Genomic DNA, 17,964 nt, shown 5'->3' with positions numbered 1-17,964 from the left:
ATTATTCAATCTGCCTAGCTTGTCACTTTTTACTTTATCGAAAGATTGCGTTTTGCCTTATTACCCACATAAAGTAAGGGTAATTAGCTGGATTATTTATAGGACATTGTGAAAACACCGCTTATCACTCGAAAAGGCTATATAAAGCTTCAACAAGAACTGGATTTCTTGTGGCGTGAAGAACGACCAGAAATCACTCGCAAGGTAACTTGGGCAGCCAGCCTGGGCGATAGGAGTGAGAACGCTGACTACCAATACAATAAAAAGAAGCTTCGCGAAATTGACCGTCGGGTTCGTTACTTACGCAAATGTTTAGAGAACCTAAAAGTTGTTGATTATGATTCACAGCAAGAAGGCAAAGTGTTCTTTGGTGCTTGGGTTGAAATTGAAAACGAATCGGGCGCTGTTATGGAGCTTCGCTTAGTTGGCTATGATGAAATCTTTGGCCGCAAGGACTACATTTCTATTGATTCACCCATGGCCCGTGCTCTACTTGGCAAAGAAGAGGACGATGAGTTTATTGTTAAAACTGAGGCGGGTACTAAAGAGTGGTGGATAAACCGTATTTGGTACGACGCAACAGATAAGCTTTGAAAAAAGAGATGGTCTACTTAACTACTCAGTTGTAACACAATGATCAGACGACTTTCCCTACACCGCGGTGATATACTCACCGCTCTTATTTTCACTACTAACGCTGTGTATACAAGCCTGTCACACACCGTTTATTCGCCATTGCCTAGCGCGAACTTTTAGTATCTTAGAGCGACTTATGATTACCAATAAAATTGCAGAAGAGCTTAGCGTCCAACCCTCGCAAGTAACTGCCGCAGTAAAACTTCTTGATGAAGGGGCAACCGTACCTTTCATAGCCCGGTACCGTAAAGAAGTAACCCAAGGCCTAGATGATACGCAGCTGCGTAATCTAGAGCAGCGCTTGACCTACTTACGCGAACTAGAAGAGCGCCGCGACGTTATTCTTAAATCTATCGAAGAGCAGGGCAAGCTCACTGACGAGCTTAAAAGCAGCATTGCCAGTGCTGACAGCAAAACAACCCTTGAAGACTTGTACTTACCGTATAAGCCTCGCAGGCGTACTAAAGGGCAAATTGCTATTGAAGCTGGTTTAGCACCGCTGGCCGATGCCTTATTTAGCAACCCTGACACAGATGCTGAAAGCAAAGCGCAAGAGTTTGTAAATGCAGACAACGGCGTGGCTGATACTAAAGCCGCGCTAGAAGGTGCTCGCTATATCCTTATGGAGAGGTTTGCTGAAGATGCCGCTTTGCTAGCTAAAGTGCGTCATTACCTTACTGAAAATGCGCATATAAACAGTACGGTTGTACCAGGTAAAGAACAAGAAGCCGCTAAATATAAAGACTATTTTGAACACAGCGAAAAATACAAAAAGGTACCATCGCACCGCGCATTGGCCATGTTTAGGGGTCGCAATGAAGGCATGCTTCATATTCAGCTAGATGCCGACCCGCAGTCAGAAGAAAAAGGCCCATCTCATTGCGAGCACATTATCGCCAGCCACTACGATATCAGGCACCGCGGTCGTGGCGCTGATGATTTCTTAGCTCAGGTGGTGCAGTGGACGTGGAAAATCAAAATTGGTTTACACATGGAAACTGAGCTATTCAGCGCCCTGCGAGAGCGTGCTGAAGACGAAGCCATTGAAGTATTTGCCAAAAACTTAAACGACTTGTTGATGGCTGCACCTGCAGGTGCAAAAACCACGATGGGTCTAGATCCAGGTTTAAGAACAGGCGTTAAGGTAGCGGTAGTAGACAGTACAGGTAAGGTGGTAGCGACCAACACCATATTCCCACACGCACCGCAAAACCAATGGGATAAGTCTATTCGCACGCTAACAACCTTGTGCAAACAATACAAAGTAGACTTAATTAGCATTGGCAACGGAACAGGTTCCCGTGAAACCGACAAACTTGTCGGTGAAATGCTTAAGAACAACAGCGAACTTACAGCACAGAAAATTATGGTAAGTGAAGCTGGCGCTTCTGTGTATTCAGCGTCTGAGCTTGCCTCTAAAGAGCTGCCTGATCTGGATGTTTCAATTCGTGGAGCCGTGTCTATCGCACGCCGCCTGCAAGACCCACTCGCAGAACTAGTTAAAATTGAGCCTAAAGCCATTGGTGTAGGCCAGTATCAGCACGACGTAAGTCAAAGCCAGTTGGGCAAGTCCCTTGACCGTGTTATTGAAGACTGTGTAAACGCTGTTGGCGTTGACCTTAACACCGCATCGCCTGCCCTATTGAGCTATGTATCAGGCTTAAACAAAACTCTAGCGCACAACATTGTTAACTTCAGAGACACTAATGGCGCTTTCCCAGACCGTAAAGCACTATTGAAAGTTGAGCGTTTAGGGCCTAAAGCCTTCGAGCAAGCGGCGGGTTTCTTGCGTATTGTAAACGGCACCAACCCACTTGATGCTTCTGCGGTTCACCCCGAAGCATACCCTGTAGTCGATAAAATTGTAGATACCACTGCGGTTGCAGTTAATGACATTATCGGCAATACCGAGCTTCTAAAAAGCCTGTCGCCAGATACCTTTACCAGCGACGCATTTGGTTTGCCAACTGTTAAAGACATTCTAAAAGAGCTGGATAAACCAGGCCGTGACCCTCGTCCTGAATTTAAAACAGCGGCGTTTAAAGAAGGCGTTGAAACTATTAACGACCTTAAGCCGGGTATGATCCTAGAAGGCGTAGTGAGCAACGTAGCTAACTTTGGCGCATTTGTTGATGTGGGCGTGCATCAAGACGGACTGGTACATATCTCTGCATTGACTAACAAGTTTATTTCAGACCCTCGCGAGGTAGTTAAAGCCGGCGATATTGTTAAAGTGAAAGTGCTTGAAGTCGACGTACCGCGCAAGCGTATTTCCTTTACCATGCGCTTAGACGATACACCAAGTCAAAGTAATAATACCGGTGGCTATGGCTCTTCAGGTAAAGGCGCGAATAACCAAGGCTCAAGTAAAGCTCAAAACAAAGGGGCTGGACGTGCTAACGGTAAAGCAAGTTCGCGCTCAAATAAGGGAGGCGGTAATCGCAGCAGTCAGCCTCAAAATAGCGCCATGGGCAATGCCTTTGCTGACGCGTTTGCTAAAGCGAAAAAGTAAACCTTAGCTGTTTATTGTCGTTTATTTTGTCTTATAAAGGGCTTGTCGCAAGACAGGCCTTTTTTATTGCTCTTCCATTTATCCTTTCGCTTTTGCTACATTAGTCATGGTGCATTGGAGAGTATTAGCGCTCACCAACGCTTGCTTAAAAAGCATTAAGATACCGAAACAATGAAAAGGTGTGGGTCACACCGAAACCGAAGTTCGTATGTTATTCGCGTTTAACGAAGGTAATGTTGCTCATTTGACCTCAGCCTTTTTCCAGGCAGTACTTTCGGACAACCATAATGAGTTAACGGCCAACGACCTTTGATGTACGCGCGTTTCATCTAGCTGTACAGCAAAGATCATCTGCCCTAATCGGAGGATGATGTTATGAACTTACCAGTTTCAAAAAGTATGCTAAATGTCAGCGCAGACTACCCAGACCTTCGGGATCGCTATTACCAACCCAACCTTACCCCGCTTAAACCTTTTATCGACCCGCCGGGTAACTTGGTTATTTTAGATCAAGGCAAGGACGGCGCCTGTACAGGCTTTGCCTTGGCCGCCACCATAAATTTTATCTATCGCCAACAAGGCCGAAAACATACTGTGAGCCCGTGGATGCTTTATGCCATGGCAAAGCGTCACGATGAATGGTTGGGCGAAGCCTATGACGGCTCTAGTTGCCGCGGCGCTATTAAAGGCTGGTATAACAGTGGGGTGTGCAGCGACTCTCTGACAAAAGATATTAATCACAGCAATGAATTTGAAATGACCCTCGCCATAGCTGACAACGCCAGTAATCATAGGCTCGGCGCATACTACCGGCTTGAACGGGAAATTAGCGATTTTCATGCTGCACTTAATGAAGTGGGTGTTATTTTTGTGTCAGCAAGAATACATGAAGGCTGGAAAGACGCCGAGGGTGATGCGATAAAATTAAAACCTGAGCCCATGGGAGGCCATGCGTTCGCCATTGTTGGCTATAACGATGAAGGCTTTTGGATCCAGAACTCGTGGGGTACGGGTTGGAAAAAGTCAGGGCTGGCGCTTTGGCGATACGATGACTGGGCGTTGAATGTTATGGATGCCTGGGTGGTACAACTCGCTCTTCCTATTTCAGGTACGGGTACCTACCATCAGGCTACGCGCTCTGTTGCACAAGGGCTATTCTCTCGCTCTACGCCACGGGTAAGTATTCAAGATCACTTCGTTCATTTTGATGACGGGCACTTTGATACTAAAAGTAAATATTGGAGCAATAAAAACCACGTCGATGCCATTATTGAAAAACTTTCTGACAGTAATCATCAACATGTAATGCTATACGCGCACGGCGGCTTAAATAGCATTAAAGCCTCGGCTAAACGCATTGCTGCCATGAAAGACACCTTTCTTAAAAATGATGTGTATCCCATTCACTTCATGTATGACACAGGCATGCTTGAAGAGCTAAAAGACATTTTAGGCTTCAAGAATGAAGAAATTAGCACCAAAGTTGGGGCATTTACCGACTATACCGACCGCATTTTAGAATGGGCAACACGCAAAGTAGGCGGCGCGCTGTGGCGTGAAATGAAATCAGACGCTTGCACGCCTTTTACTCGTACCACGTCCGACGGCACCTACTTTTTATCCAAGTTAGCCGGCTATCTCAAAAATAACCCGAGGATACAGCTTCACGTTGTGGGTCATTCGGCAGGCTCTATTTTTCATGCACACAGTCTATCAAAGTTATTCAAAGTTGATGAAAATATAAAAGTAAAAAGCCTGCATTTAATGGCCCCCGCCATTAGCTACTCTCTATTCAACGAAAAGCTTTCGGAGTTTATTGAGGGAGAACATATCCAGTCGACCACGATTTACAACTTATCCGAAGCGTTGGAAAAAGATGATCACGTGGCGCGTATTTACCAAAAATCATTACTTTATTTAGTATCAAATGCATTTGAGCCTAAACCGGAGATGCCATTATTAGGTATGGCCGTGTTTAATCAGCCGCTGTCTAACGTAACGTTTAAATACAGCGAAGGAAAAGAAGGTGATGCGACGGCAGCTACGTCCCACGGTGGATTTGATAGCGACGTAGATACCATGAACTCGGTGCTATCAGATATCACTGGTGGCTCACCTAAATATCCGTTTACGAAGGCAATATTGGATTATTAACGCTTGCTGATGTGAAGAAACTTTTGCATAAATAAAAGTGCCGTGCTTGCGATTTAGCGCGCAGTTTCTTGGGTTAAATCGTAATTTATTCCGCGGGTTAATTCGTTGGTGTAATGTGAAGCAGCCAGCGCTAACTTGACGCTATTATGCTTGAAGCCGGCTATTATGCTTGAAGAGATATACCTTCTCTAGATGGAGTGTAAGCTTGTAAATAAGCGTTTTGAATGCGGCCTTTTCGCGTTTGCATGGCGTCAGGCGCATTTGCCTCTAACCCCTGTGAAGATATAGCGTTTGCGGGGTTAGACGCTACATCCAACACTTCGTCTGCCGCAGCTCCTATCCTTGGGCCAGTGTTAATTTCAGACTCAGTGATAGTTTCAATACCTGAGACTGTATCGACACTATCGGTTGGAGTCTGCTCTGTAATAGATTCCGCTGTTGGTAGGTTACCAGCTTGCGCTTTAGCAATCTCACTTCGCGCTTCTGTCGCTTTTTGAGATGCCTCTGCGGCCACTTTTAAGTCTTGCGAAGAAGGCTCAGCTGGCGCGAGCGCTGCGGCGCGCACCTGTTCCATTTTTTGCAGCGTTTCTTCTGGCGTTTTTTCTTCCGAAACATCGATAGACACTTCGCCATCGGTAACATAGCGCTTATTATCTGGGCCTGTAGTGTATTCATATCGCGGTGCACCAGCGTACTGCCCACCTGTTGCTGCATGCGCCTGCTCGTGAACTCTTACTTCCTGATCACGGGCTTTTAGCTGTTCAATTTCCGCAGCTTCTTGCTTTTCTTGTTGCTCTTGCTGCCTGTCTTTCGCGTCTTGCTTACCTGCACTCTCGTCCTGCGCATTGTCTTTTTCTTGTCCAAACACGTTTTGGAAAGCGGCTTGAAGCTCGGTTTGTATTTGAGGACGTTCATAGGTGACAGGAGCTGGCGGCTGACCCGGGCTTTTAGCCTTATCAGTTTCAGAACCTAAACCTTTTTGAGAAGCACCTTGCTGGGAATCTGACGCTTGGGGAATAGTTTCCCGCTGCACGTTATCTCTACGGGCAGATTCTGTATTTACATTCGCCGTGGGATAAGCAATGGCGGTAAGGATTGGCGTTACAATATTCACCGTAGCAGCTCCACCTAAGCCAATACGTCAATGATAGTGCCAAGCATCTCGTCGGCCACCCCTAAAACTTTGGCGGAAGCTTGGGCATTACGCTCGTTTACATTAAGCGCAATTAAGTCGTCGGTTAAACGCGTAGTGCTAGAAGCTGAGTTAGAAGAAGCGTTGTTTGTTTCGCTGCTAGCCACTGTAGGTTGAGCGGGTGCAATAGCATCTTCAGCTGTGCGCTGAGCAATATTTGCCGCTGCCTGCGATACGCCATCGCTTGCACTTTGTAATCCATATTGAGCCGCTGCAAATGCAGAGCCTACACCTAAACCATCAACACTTGTCATACACTACCTCTAACCTCTCATGTGTAATTATTGACCAATTTCACACAAATGGAAAGACGTGTATCAGGCACTGACATTAACTTATTGTTAGCTGGCGACTTTTATTTGGCTGTAACGAAAGAAAAAGCTTCAAACCACCAATTTAGATAGGTTTGAAGCCTGTTGAGGCGTTAGTTCAAGACGCTTTCTGTTGGTAAATACCTGCTGCAAAACGAAATAGAATATCGGCGGTTTGCTGAGGATGTGAAATAAACGGTGCATGGGAGGCATGAGGAAGAACAACAGTATCTGCCTGTGGGTGCAACTCACATATACGATCTATTCCACTGGTAGGCACCAAACTGTCTAACCTGCCATACAATCGTAATGTAGGCGTAGTTATTCGCCCTACATCTTGTCGCATGTCCTCTGTAGAGAGTATTCGTAGCCCTTTTTTAAGCGCTTCCTCTGCAGGTTCTGGAAACTGTGTAACCTGCTCTCTAATTGACTTAATATCTTGCTTAGCCGTTTCACTGCCCATAGCCTGAATTGCCAAAAATCGTTCCAGTGTTTTTTGGTAATTCTTCTCCAGCTGCGTTTCAAACATAGTAAGTAAGTCACCCGCAATGCCCGGCCAGCATGGTCCGGCTATAAAACGAGGCGTTGAGGCAATAATAACCAGTCCAGTAAGCTTTTCTGGTGCTAATAACGCGAGCTTTTGGGCTACTAATCCCCCTAATGACCACCCGACCAAGACACACTGCTCTGGCAGTTTATCTACAACAGCTTGAGCAAGTGATTCTACATTGTAAGGTGAGGGCACGATTCCTGCGTTTTCGCCAAACCCAGGAAGGTCAATGGTAGTAACGCGAAAATTATCACTAAGATATGGAATAAAAGATGTGAACGCCCCGCTGTTCATACCCCACCCATGAAGAAATACTACATCTACGCCTGTACCCTGAGTACGGGTGACAAGCTCGCCGTTTGTATGCAAAATTTCCATTTACACCTCCTTAGGCAGACACGTGCTTTTTGAAAAAACACGAAATGATGAAAACAGGTCGACGTTCGACAATTCAAGGAAGTTGATGGAATCAACACTATGAACCTTTCATGCTTGCTATGTTATCAGGCAAGTCCTACGCCAGTATGTCACTGGTGTGAAGATGACATGTTTTTTTTCGAAGCCCCATTACATGGGAGTAACCTACTTCAATACGGCCCTGTGGCGGGCCACGTCAAGCATAGCCACTACGACGCACTATCCGTGCTGGGTCTCCACACATGGCCCATGTCATCGCTGGTTCACCAGTTAAAGTTTACGCATTCACTGACTGCAGGGAAAGTATTAAGTAACTGGTTTGTCCATAAAAAGCGACAGTGCACTCTATCAGTGCCAGATGTACTGCTTCCGGTTCCAATTAGTGCATGGAGGCTTGCAAAGCGCCACTACAACCAAGCTACGCTTTTGTGTGAAAGCTTAAGCCGCGAATTAGGTATACCCATTAACCAAGCGTGGGCTAGCCGCAAAGGCTTTAGTGTGCAGCACCACTTATCCAAGCTAGCCAGAGCAGAGAACGCAAACCGTGTATTTAATTTATCTAAGCAGTGTATTGATGGCGAAATAGCGGCAGCGCAAAGTAATAAAGATGGCAGCGATTTCACCGTTGCGATTGTGGATGACGTGCTTACTACGGGTGTGACCGTAAACACACTAAGTAAAAGACTTAAGCAGCGCTACCCAAATATACAGGTTCAAGTGTGGGCAGCGGTATTTACGCCGCCACCTAAAAGCAGCTTATTGCTAAAGGCGTAAAGTTTAAAAAGGAATATAGAAAGATGCGCTGTTAGGCGCGGCATGCACCGCGCCTCATAAACTGATTTAACGGATAAAATGCGACTGGTAAATGGCATTAGCTAGCATTTTGTTCGTGCCGTACCAGTAACCTCTAAATTGCGTATTGTCGGTAAAACCAATCACCACACCACGCCCCATCTTCTGCGTCGTCACCGCGGTTGATTCAGCCATTAGCGCAACCATTCTTTTATCGCTAAACCCTGCCATGAGCGGCTCGTCGGTGTAGCGTGCTGGCGTGACGAACGGCGAACTACTTGCTTCAACGATCATATTGTTCGTTTTAAACATAGGTAGCGTGTCATCGCTGTAGCCGTAAAAAAGCGGATGAGTATTATCAATATCGGCTTCAAATACAGCACCTGCCACAAGCTTTTTAGCATAGAGCGAGGAACCATCTTCGTAGCTTAAGTCGCTTTCATCAAAAGCATTATCTATGGTCTCTCTACTGACAACCTCCGCATCTAGCCACTTGTGTTTAGTAAAGTAACGCAGTGCAGATTTTTGGCCTACGATCACGCCACCGGCTTTCACCCAGTCTTCAATTCTTGCTCTGTCATTCTCTGTAAAGCTATAGCGACCACTTGGAAATAGAATGTGAGTGTATGCAATGCTAGGGTCATTAAGCGCACGTAGTAAATGTTGTTGCTCTACGATGCTTGCAGACAAGCCGACTTTTGTATCGAAGTAGTGCCACATTTCTCCCACTTCGTATTCACTTGTCCCTTCACCACCTACAATTAATACCTGCGGTAAGCCCACGGGCGCCATACTCCGGCTACCTAAATCATTACCTGTTGGCGTTAACCCACTGCGCAAGCTAAACACAGGTACTTGCAGTTGTTGCTGCGCTTTGCTCAAAATGGCTACTAAGTTTTCGGGCTGCCCCAAACCTTTAGGCACCACGATACTACCGGGCTGAAGGTCAACATTTTTGCCATCGTATTTAATAGCGGAAAACGCTTTTTCACTACTGCGCACTTTCACACCGGCTTCCAGCAAGGTTTGAAGCATGGCAGGCGCATAGTAATGCTGCCATGAAAACGCATAGGCATAAGCGTCTTCATGAATATCATTAAGTGCTATTTGTGCCAAAGAAGTACTGTCACTTAGCGTAAGGCTTCGCACATCGCCTTTGTCTAAAGGCGCGTAATCTAAGTTAAAGGCCAGAGCCAAATTCCACGTTGAAACGTCATAGAAGGTGTTATTTTCAAATGAGGTTTGCGTAGAAAAAATTGACTTTACTAGACGGTATTGGGGTTGGTTAGTAGGGATAAATATTGCCTTCCCAGCCTTGTAGCTAATCTTGTTCGCGTCGAAGTTCTCTGTAAGCACTTCATATTCGATGTGATGCTGCTCTAGTAATGCGATAAACGCGTTAAAACGAGCGGTATCATTCGACGCACTTACCACAAATCCAGCCTGTGCATCTTGCTTAGCTAAAGACTGCGTACTCTTCACAAAGCCCGATTGGTAATCAAGTATTGCAGCCTTATTTGCCAATGCGCCCCTAAAGGTACTGAGAGACGTGGTAATTTGGTTCGCTATGGTGTCTTTGAAAGCAAGCTTGCCGTTTATAGAGTCTTGAAGGTGTCCTCGTGAACTGGCCTGTTCAAACAGAATACCAACGCTACCGTGTAAATCCGGGTAAGTAGATCCTTTACCAGCGTAGAAATCATCGAATGCTTCTTCGGTGAAATACAGCTCGCCCTGTTCATCAAATGCAGCCGCGTGATAATTCGCAAGCGCTTCGGTTAAGGTGACGTTCTCGTCTGGCGTTAAAGGGTTTTTGCGCGAGCGTACGCCGGGCTGAAAGAAATAGGTACTGTCTGTGCCCATTTCATGAAAATCGGTCAGAATATGTGGCCGCCATTTGTGAAACTGTTTAATACGCGCCTGCGACTCAGGATGCGCCAGCAATAGCCAGTCACGATTTAAATCGAACCAGTAGTGATTTGTTCTGCCCGACGGCCACCCCTCGTCATGTTCACGGTGGCGGCTGTCAGAAACTAACTGCTTGCCTTTGTGCATATTCGCCCACTGAGCAAAACGAGAAAGCCCATCGGGGTTGAAAGATGGATCAAACAGCACAATATTGTTGTTCAACAAGGCATCGATTTCTTCACCTTCAGCGGCGGCTAAGTAATACGCCAGCGCAAGGGAGGCATTGGTACCGGAAGGCTCGTTACCGTGAATACTGTAACCCATATAAAAAATCAAGGGCGCGTCGCTACCTACTTTTTTGCCACTTTCCATGGCATCAATATGCTGCTGCCTCATGGCTTCAACATTGTTTCTATTTGAAGGTGCGGTGATTGTCATCAACAAAAGCGGGCGATTTTCGTGGGTACGACCGGTTTCTTCGATAGTGATGCGGTCAGACTTCTCGGCAAGAAGCTGCATATAATTTACGACTTGGTCGTGGCGTACATGCCACTCACCAATGTTGACGCCAAGTACAGACTCAGGCGTAGGAATAGCTGGGTTGTAGGATACAGTATTTGGTAAGTAAGCTGTAACTGGCTGCCCGCCTGTATCAGGGGTAATCGTAACCACTGATGATAAGGCTGGCTGTGCCAATGCTTGCTGGCTGGTTGTCGCCCCAAAGACGATGGTGCCAAGCGCCAACAATACTGTAAGTGATAATGGGTTATTTTTGGCGGAGTTTTTAAGTTTCGCTAACATAGCGCTTCCCGTCTTGTTGTTATGGTTGAGAGTAATACCGAAGTACGTCGCTCTTAACAAATTCGATTCACTGGAATAATTTATTTGATTAATACCTGACTGTTTTACTCAGGTAAATTTGATACAATAATCCAAATTTTCAAAATATGTAGGACTTGCTGATGATAACTATATCAGAAGAAGCCCAGGCTCACTTCGTAAAACTGTTGAGTAAACAAGAGTCTGGCACGAATATTCGTGTATTCGTCGTAAACCCAGGCACCTCGTCAGCTGAGTGTGGCGTGTCCTATTGTCCGCCAGATGCTGTGGAAGAGACGGATACTCGCCTTCCGTTTAACGGTTTTGATGCCGTGGTGGACGAAGAAAGTGCGCCGTACCTTGATGAAGCGGAGATTGACTATGTTACCGATCAAATGGGGTCTCAATTAACGCTTAAAGCGCCAAATGCTAAAGCCCGTAAAGTGGCTGACGATGCCCCTTTGGTTGAGCGGATCAACTACATGATCGAATCAGAAATCAACCCGCAGCTAGCCAGCCACGGAGGTAATGTTGTACTTACCGAGTTAACTGATGATGGCTACGCTATTCTTCAATTCGGCGGTGGCTGTAATGGCTGCTCAATGGTAGACGTTACGCTTAAAGAAGGTATAGAGAAGCAAATGATTGAACAGTTCGCTGGCGAGCTTAAAGGCGTGCGCGATGCAACTGAACACCAAGCCGGTGAGCACTCTTACTACTAAGCGCAATACTGCGCTTATTTAGGTGCACATTACAATGCTGCCCTTATGCTGACGCAAGATCCACTCAAGAGCTGGCAACGATTCAAAATAGGCTTATCTATTTTCGTTGTCGGCGTCTTGATGTTGTTTACCCTTAGCGAACTTCATGTTGCGCTGCGTTACCTAAGCCTTTTAGTGCTATTTCTTGGCTTTGCTATTGCCATGTTAGGTTACTGGGGCATTTTCATTCAGCGTTTCTCGTTCATCAAAAATAAGAAGCCGCCGCCTAAGTTCTAGTCATTGAACTTATCTACTTAATACCAGCCACTTTTTAGTATTAAAATATTCACGAAGCGCAAGGGCACCTGTTTAGGCCACCAAAACATAACATCGTTATAATTTGTTTTTTGTATGACTTGCCAACTTCCTACCACTAGTCGCGGACGCATTTTGTCGGTAACTTAGCGTTTGTGCTTAGTGTTTGAAAAAGGAAGCCAAATCGTGGAAAACAAACTAAAGAAGCTAGGTCTGCTTGGCGGTATGAGTTGGGAGTCTACGGTCAGTTATTACCAAGCTATAAATCGCGGCGTCAACGCACAGCTTGGCGGCCTGCACAGTGCCCCCATGCTAATAAGCAGCGTTGATTTCGCTTACATAGAGCAGCTTCAACATAAAGGTGAATGGGATAAAACTGCCGACATTTTAATTCATGAGGCAAAGCATTTAGAGGCAGCAGGTGCAAAAGCAATATTAATTTGTACCAATACCATGCACAAAGTGGCCGCTCGTATCGAGCAAAATATTACCATTCCACTTATTCACATTGCCGACGCCACGGGCCGTGTATTGCAGCAAAACAGAGTTAAAAAGGTCGGGCTGCTGGGTACGCGATTTACCATGGAGCAAACCTTTTATACATCCCGTCTTGAAGAGGCTTTTGATATTGAGGTTGTTATTCCAAATGCACAACAACGAGACACAATTCATAACATTATTTATGAACAATTATGCAAGGGCGTGATTTGTGTTGAATCTCGTGAGGCGTATATTGAAGTAATTAACGCGCTAGCGGCTGAGGGTGCTGAAGGCGTTATTCTAGGCTGCACAGAAATTGCGTTATTAGTGCAACAACAGCATACCAAGATTAGGTTATACGACACTACAGCTATCCATGCTTCAGCTGCGGTGAACTTCGCTTTAGCGCAATAAAGACACTAAAGCAGGGCACGAATAACCTAATTTGATAAAAGGGGTTACCCCTACTATTTCAGAGGACACAACTATGTTTAGCCACGTGATGTTAGGTGCAAACGACCTTGAGGCGTCTAAGAAATTCTATGACGCTATTTTAGGGGTATTGGGTTACGAGCCAGGCGTTTTTGATGAATATGGCCGCGTGTTTTACTACACGCCCAAAGGTATTTTAGCCCTAACTAAGCCGATTAATGGCGAGGAAGCGACACACGGTAATGGAACAACCTTTGGTCTTGCAGCCCGTACACCGGACATCGTAGATGAATGGCATAAAGTTGGAAGCGAGAATGGGGGAGTTCCATGTGAAGACCCACCAGGCATCCGGGGAAATAGCGAACGCCAATTATACCTCGCTTACCTGCGAGATCCTTCAGGTAATAAACTCTGCGCTACGCACATAGTAAGAAAATAAAACGCATCGTACCTGATTTTATGTTGAGCGGCCAAATAGGTTGAAATGATGTGAAAAAGTATAGGCGTTATCTGTTGGCAGTTTATGACCAAGGCAGGTAGCGTCTTTCCTCCCTGTATACACTTCCCACTATACATTTAGGCTAGATGAATTAACCTTAAAGAAGCAAAAGTTCAGCTAACAGAAAGCATATGACTCCTGAAGAAACTGGCAAGGCCTACGACACCATTACTCACCGCTGGACTCGACCCGAGTTTAATCAAAAAAATGGCATAGCTGCCTATCAAAAAGCCCTGTCATTTCTGCCACACACCCCACAACCAGAGCAGGATAGAGTGTATAGTAGAGCGCCTAATGAGGGAGATGCGCACAGTGAAAGAAAAACACAGGAATACGGCTACGCACTAGACATTGGTTGCGGCTGTACAAACCGCTTTGTTCCCATTATCGAAAGTAATGGGCTAACGTACGAAGGCATCGATGTTTCTAACGATATGCTGGCTATAGCTAAGTCGCAGTTACCTGCCCACACCTTCTATTGCGCCGACGTTTGCACATTCACATTAACTAAGCACTATTCGTTCATTAGTGCATGGGATAGCTTTTGGCATATTCCCTTAGCGCAACAAGCACCTTTGCTAAAAAAGCTGGTGGATCACTTAGTCGACGATGGCGTGTTACTTTTTAGCTGTGGGGGCACAACAGAAAGTGGAGAGCACACAAACAAAGTGATGGGCCCTGAAGTTTATTATGCCTCTCTCGGGCTGCATGGATACATAGCATTATTAATGGATGCGGGATGCTTTGTTCGTCATATTGAGTTCGACCAACACCCAGAGCTTCACACCATTATCATTGTGCAAAAGCGTGTTGAGTAGAGGAAGGCTGGGCAAAATTCAGGTAAATAAGCGCTAAATAAAAGCGCGGTGGAATTAGCTTTTTGATGGGGCTAACTCACTACACTTATCTAATCGATAAAAACTCCAAGCCAATGTCACGCCGCGAGCAAGTAAAAAGGCAAGTAAAGCATACCACAAGCTAACGTTACCTTGGTCTTGCGTAAGGTACCAAATAGGGAAATACACACCTAACGCACTTATTATCATGGTATTTCTCATCGCGCTTGCTCGGGTAAGACCAACAAACACGCCGTCGTATAAAAAGCACCAGTGGGCTAATAAAGGAAGTAACACCATTAGACTAAGATAAGGTAGCGCAGCGTCTACAATGTCACCATGCTCAGTAAGCAACGTAATAATAGTCTCACCACCTGCGAAAAATATCAGGCTATAAATAAGAGCAAAAACGCTCGACCAGGCTAGCCCTTGATAGGTGCGTCGCTTTATTTCACCGCTGTCAGACGCCCCTTTAGCTTCCCCCACCAGTGCTTCAACACCGTAGGCAATGCCATCAAGCCCCAATGCAATTAAAACAAAGAACTGCATAAGTATAGCGTTGACTGCCGCCGACGTTTCACCGTAGCGGGCCCCTTGGATAGTGAGGAATGCTAGGCAGCCTTGCAGTGCAAGATTACGTAGTAACATATCGCCGTTTAACTTCATTAGCACCTTGCGGGCCGCCCGATTAAACCAAGACGCACTAACCGCAACACCGCCAACGTGTTTAAATGCCACAATAAGCGCCATTATAGCCATAGTATATTCAGCTATCACACTGGCTAATGCCACGCCAGCTACTGACATATGCAGAGCAAATACAAATACCACATCAAGTGCAGCGTTCAGTAAATTTCCCACAACTTGAATAGTCATTACGCTGCGCGTTTTTTGCTGCCCCACTAGCCACCCTACTAACGCAAGGTTAAGCATTGCAGCAGGCGCGCCCCATACGCGCACAGAAAAGTAGCTTTGAAGGTGCAGGGCTACTTCGTCATTAGGTTGAGTTAAGGTTAATCCTATAGAAAGAATAGGGGACTGAAGAGCCAGTACGGCTGCACCTAACAACAAAGCCACGGCCACCGTTTGCCACAATACTTTGGAAGATTCTAACTTATTATTGGGCGAGCCTTTCGCTTGTGCACTTAAGCCCGTTGAGGACATGCGAAGAAACCCGCATACCCAGTATATTTGCGTTAAAATAAGTGCGCCTACTGAAGCGCCTGCTAGCATAGCAGGTAAGGACATGTGCCCTAAAACTGCGGTATCCACTAGACCTAGTATAGGCGTGGTAACATTCGCTAGGATCATAGGAAGCGCTAACGCCAACAGACGGGTATGGTCGTCAAAAAAGGAGCGCTGGCTTACTTGGACACGGGACATAAATGATCTCAGTAGAGGTTGGTTTCGCTATATACTAATAGGCTATGCAGCGGCGTCAGTGAGAGGTGAACTCGTTTATCTGCATAAATAGAAAGTTAAGTTTTACTTCTTGGGAGTTTACCATGCTATTTAATTTAATCAGATATTCAGTGGATGAAGATATGAAAAACAACAATCTACTTCAAAAAAGAACAAAGCAATCCACGGGTTTGAAACTTTTATCCTTAATGTTGATGGGCATTTGCAGTGTATTGTTGAGCGCGTCTAGCTTTGCATCAGATTCGGGCGAATATTCTGCCGTGAGTAGAGCATCCAATACGAAAGAACAGGGCGATGAAATTAGCAAGACGAGTATAAACACCGCGCCCAACGCCGCAATCTTGCTTTATCACCATGTGTCTTCATCTACACCAGCGAGTACCAGTATTTCACCTGAGGCATTTAAATCTCATTTGGAATACTTGGATGCACATCACACCGTGGTGTCGCTTCAAGACGTTGTTTCAGCTATACAACACAACAAAACACTGCCAGAGAAAGCAGTAGCAATCACCTTTGACGATGGTTACGCGAATATCTTACACAATGCTCACCCAATACTGGCAGACTTGGGCTTCCCGTACACGGTTTTTATCAACCCTGATGAAATTGGCGTAGGCCCGAAGCAACTGACATGGGAGCAAGTGACGGCAATGCATAACGATGGTGTTGCTTTTGCCAACCACACGCTAGATCATCTTCACATGCTAAACGGTGAGCAAGCGATGGGCGAGCCCGCATGGCTGGAAAAAGTGTGGGAAAACGTAGAAAGTGCTGAAAAGAAGATAGAAGCCAAGCTAAATATGAGCCTTAAATATTTAGCGTACCCCTTTGGGGAATACAATACAGCGCTAGCCAATAAGCTCGAAACTGAAGGTTATATTGGGTTCGGCCAACACTCTGGGGCTGTAGGCCCAACCAGCGACATGCAGGCCCTTCCACGGTTTCCAGCAGCAGGCCCTTACGCTAATCTAGCAACGCTTAAAACCAAACTAAACAGTCTGGCAATGCCAGTAACACACAGTTCACATGAAAACCCTCGCATGACGACACGTACCTTGTCTTCACCAATAAGCTTGACGATAGACAGTAAAGATGTGCGCCTTTCTCAGGTTAATTGTTTTTTCGGGGGCGATACCATCGAGACTAATCTTGAAGGTAAGGTGCTTACATTCGCCTTAAATAAGACGCTTCCCGTAGGTCGCTCACGGGTGAACTGCACAGCACCATCCAATACACAAGCTGGTCGCTATTATTGGTACTCTGTGCCTTTTTTTGTAGCAGATGAAAGTGGCAATTATCCTGACTAAGCAAATTGGAAATGTTGAATCGGAATTAGTCTGATGTGGGGCTCGCGCGAGTTCTCATCAATGAACTCGCGCTTATATAAGAAAACGTTTACCTACACTTTGCGGGCAAAGCGTATAAAGCCTTTATTTATCGACTCTTCTTCAAACTCGTGGTGTTGATAAAAACGAATGGCAGACACGTTTGATACTTCAACATCAAGCACAAGCTTACGTTTATTTAACTTTTTCGCTCGTTCGTGCATCGCGTCTATCAACATTGAGCCTACCCCCGTACGGCGAGCACTCTCTTCTACCGAGAGATGACCAATCATAAGCTCTGTATTGGTGGGGGGCGTAAGGTTCACCGCTACTGTTTGGTTACGCATGAGTACTGTCATAGCTTCATCAAGCGTAAAGTATGACGTTATACTGTCTAGGGTTGCCCTATCAAACGCTGCACCTAGTTTACTATGCCAGGCAGTCACCACGCCTAACACTTCATCTCCACTGCATGCCACCCAATGATTATTGAAGCCATACTGACCGCCACCCAATTCCCAAGCATGAGAGAGATAACCATCGGCCGTTTTATTTTTATTATGTCCAAAAATAGACGTTAATAATGACTGTGCCGCGTTCAATATGAGCGGCGTAGTTTGCGCGGCATCAGATGCCACACCTTGCCTAATTTCTATTTCCATA

17 protein-coding genes are annotated in these 17,964 nt (G+C 45.8%); 11 read left to right on the top strand and 6 right to left on the bottom strand.

The window, feature by feature from the left end; genetic code table 11:
* Positions 1-108 precede the first annotated feature (108 nt).
* The 4 genes from greB to ACYX4M_RS07570 all read left to right on the top strand — a co-directional run bounded on the left by greB (position 109) and on the right by ACYX4M_RS07570 (position 5,302).
* On the top strand, positions 109-594 hold the full coding sequence (greB, locus tag ACYX4M_RS07585; RefSeq protein ID WP_476082519.1) for a transcription elongation factor GreB: 486 nt from the start codon (positions 109-111) through the stop codon (positions 592-594).
* Positions 595-772: 178 nt separating this feature from the next.
* On the top strand, positions 773-3,148 hold the full coding sequence (locus ACYX4M_RS07580) for a Tex family protein (RefSeq protein ID WP_476082518.1): 2,376 nt from the start codon (positions 773-775) through the stop codon (positions 3,146-3,148).
* Positions 3,149-3,329: 181 nt separating this feature from the next.
* On the top strand, positions 3,330-3,461 hold the full coding sequence (locus tag ACYX4M_RS07575; RefSeq protein ID WP_476082517.1) for a hypothetical protein: 132 nt from the start codon (positions 3,330-3,332) through the stop codon (positions 3,459-3,461).
* A 62-nt stretch (positions 3,462-3,523) separates the two neighbouring features.
* Complete coding sequence (locus ACYX4M_RS07570; RefSeq protein WP_476082516.1) at positions 3,524-5,302, top strand: C1 family peptidase; 1,779 nt, start codon at positions 3,524-3,526, stop codon at positions 5,300-5,302.
* Between the two features lie 163 nt (positions 5,303-5,465).
* Here ACYX4M_RS07570 and ACYX4M_RS07565 read toward each other — a convergent pair whose 3' ends face one another.
* From ACYX4M_RS07565 to bioH, 3 genes are all read right to left on the bottom strand, one after another.
* Complete coding sequence (locus ACYX4M_RS07565) at positions 5,466-6,416, bottom strand: putative metalloprotease CJM1_0395 family protein (protein ID WP_476082515.1); 951 nt, start codon at positions 6,414-6,416, stop codon at positions 5,466-5,468.
* A 14-nt stretch (positions 6,417-6,430) separates the two neighbouring features.
* Positions 6,431-6,748, bottom strand: coding sequence for a hypothetical protein (locus ACYX4M_RS07560; protein ID WP_474803522.1), 318 nt, complete (start codon positions 6,746-6,748; stop codon positions 6,431-6,433).
* 175 nt (positions 6,749-6,923) lie between these two features.
* Positions 6,924-7,733, bottom strand: coding sequence for a pimeloyl-ACP methyl ester esterase BioH (gene bioH, locus ACYX4M_RS07555; RefSeq protein WP_476082514.1), 810 nt, complete (start codon positions 7,731-7,733; stop codon positions 6,924-6,926).
* 99 nt (positions 7,734-7,832) lie between these two features.
* Between bioH and ACYX4M_RS07550 the strand changes: the two genes are divergently transcribed.
* Positions 7,833-8,546 carry a ComF family protein gene (locus tag ACYX4M_RS07550; RefSeq protein WP_476082513.1) on the top strand — a complete coding sequence of 238 codons (714 nt, stop codon included), beginning with the start codon at positions 7,833-7,835 and terminating at the stop codon, positions 8,544-8,546.
* A 66-nt stretch (positions 8,547-8,612) separates the two neighbouring features.
* On the opposite strand, the gene ACYX4M_RS07545 is transcribed toward ACYX4M_RS07550, so the two are convergent.
* A complete protein-coding gene (locus tag ACYX4M_RS07545; protein ID WP_476082512.1) occupies positions 8,613-11,270 on the bottom strand; it encodes a M14 family zinc carboxypeptidase in 2,658 nt (885 codons plus the stop codon).
* Positions 11,271-11,431: 161 nt separating this feature from the next.
* Here ACYX4M_RS07545 and nfuA point away from each other — a divergent pair, with 161 nt between their 5' ends.
* The 5 genes from nfuA to ACYX4M_RS07520 all read left to right on the top strand — a co-directional run bounded on the left by nfuA (position 11,432) and on the right by ACYX4M_RS07520 (position 14,533).
* The gene (gene nfuA / locus ACYX4M_RS07540; RefSeq protein WP_474803514.1) at positions 11,432-12,010 is read left to right on the top strand and encodes a Fe-S biogenesis protein NfuA; all 579 of its coding nucleotides are present in this window, start codon (positions 11,432-11,434) and stop codon (positions 12,008-12,010) included.
* Positions 12,011-12,055: 45 nt separating this feature from the next.
* The gene (locus ACYX4M_RS07535; protein ID WP_476082511.1) at positions 12,056-12,286 is read left to right on the top strand and encodes a hypothetical protein; all 231 of its coding nucleotides are present in this window, start codon (positions 12,056-12,058) and stop codon (positions 12,284-12,286) included.
* A gap of 204 nt (positions 12,287-12,490) precedes the next feature.
* On the top strand, positions 12,491-13,198 hold the full coding sequence (locus tag ACYX4M_RS07530) for an aspartate/glutamate racemase family protein (RefSeq protein ID WP_476082510.1): 708 nt from the start codon (positions 12,491-12,493) through the stop codon (positions 13,196-13,198).
* A 73-nt stretch (positions 13,199-13,271) separates the two neighbouring features.
* Positions 13,272-13,655: a VOC family protein gene (locus ACYX4M_RS07525; protein WP_476082509.1), complete on the top strand. Its 384-nt coding sequence runs from the start codon at positions 13,272-13,274 to the stop codon at positions 13,653-13,655.
* A gap of 191 nt (positions 13,656-13,846) precedes the next feature.
* Complete coding sequence (locus tag ACYX4M_RS07520; protein ID WP_476082508.1) at positions 13,847-14,533, top strand: class I SAM-dependent methyltransferase; 687 nt, start codon at positions 13,847-13,849, stop codon at positions 14,531-14,533.
* Positions 14,534-14,587: 54 nt separating this feature from the next.
* On the opposite strand, the gene ACYX4M_RS07515 is transcribed toward ACYX4M_RS07520, so the two are convergent.
* Positions 14,588-15,934 (bottom strand): MATE family efflux transporter, encoded by a 1,347-nt coding sequence (locus tag ACYX4M_RS07515; protein ID WP_476082507.1) that lies wholly within the window; start codon positions 15,932-15,934, stop codon positions 14,588-14,590.
* Positions 15,935-16,056: 122 nt separating this feature from the next.
* Between ACYX4M_RS07515 and ACYX4M_RS07510 the strand changes: the two genes are divergently transcribed.
* Positions 16,057-17,283 carry a polysaccharide deacetylase family protein gene (locus ACYX4M_RS07510; protein ID WP_476082506.1) on the top strand — a complete coding sequence of 409 codons (1,227 nt, stop codon included), beginning with the start codon at positions 16,057-16,059 and terminating at the stop codon, positions 17,281-17,283.
* A 92-nt stretch (positions 17,284-17,375) separates the two neighbouring features.
* Here ACYX4M_RS07510 and ACYX4M_RS07505 read toward each other — a convergent pair whose 3' ends face one another.
* Entirely contained in the window at positions 17,376-17,963 is a 588-nt protein-coding gene (locus ACYX4M_RS07505; protein ID WP_476082505.1) for a GNAT family N-acetyltransferase, read from the bottom strand.
* Position 17,964 lies beyond the last annotated feature (1 nt).

The organism is Alteromonas sp. ABV4_150, assembly GCF_056311745.1.
This window is presented reverse-complemented; position numbering and strand designations above follow the sequence as displayed.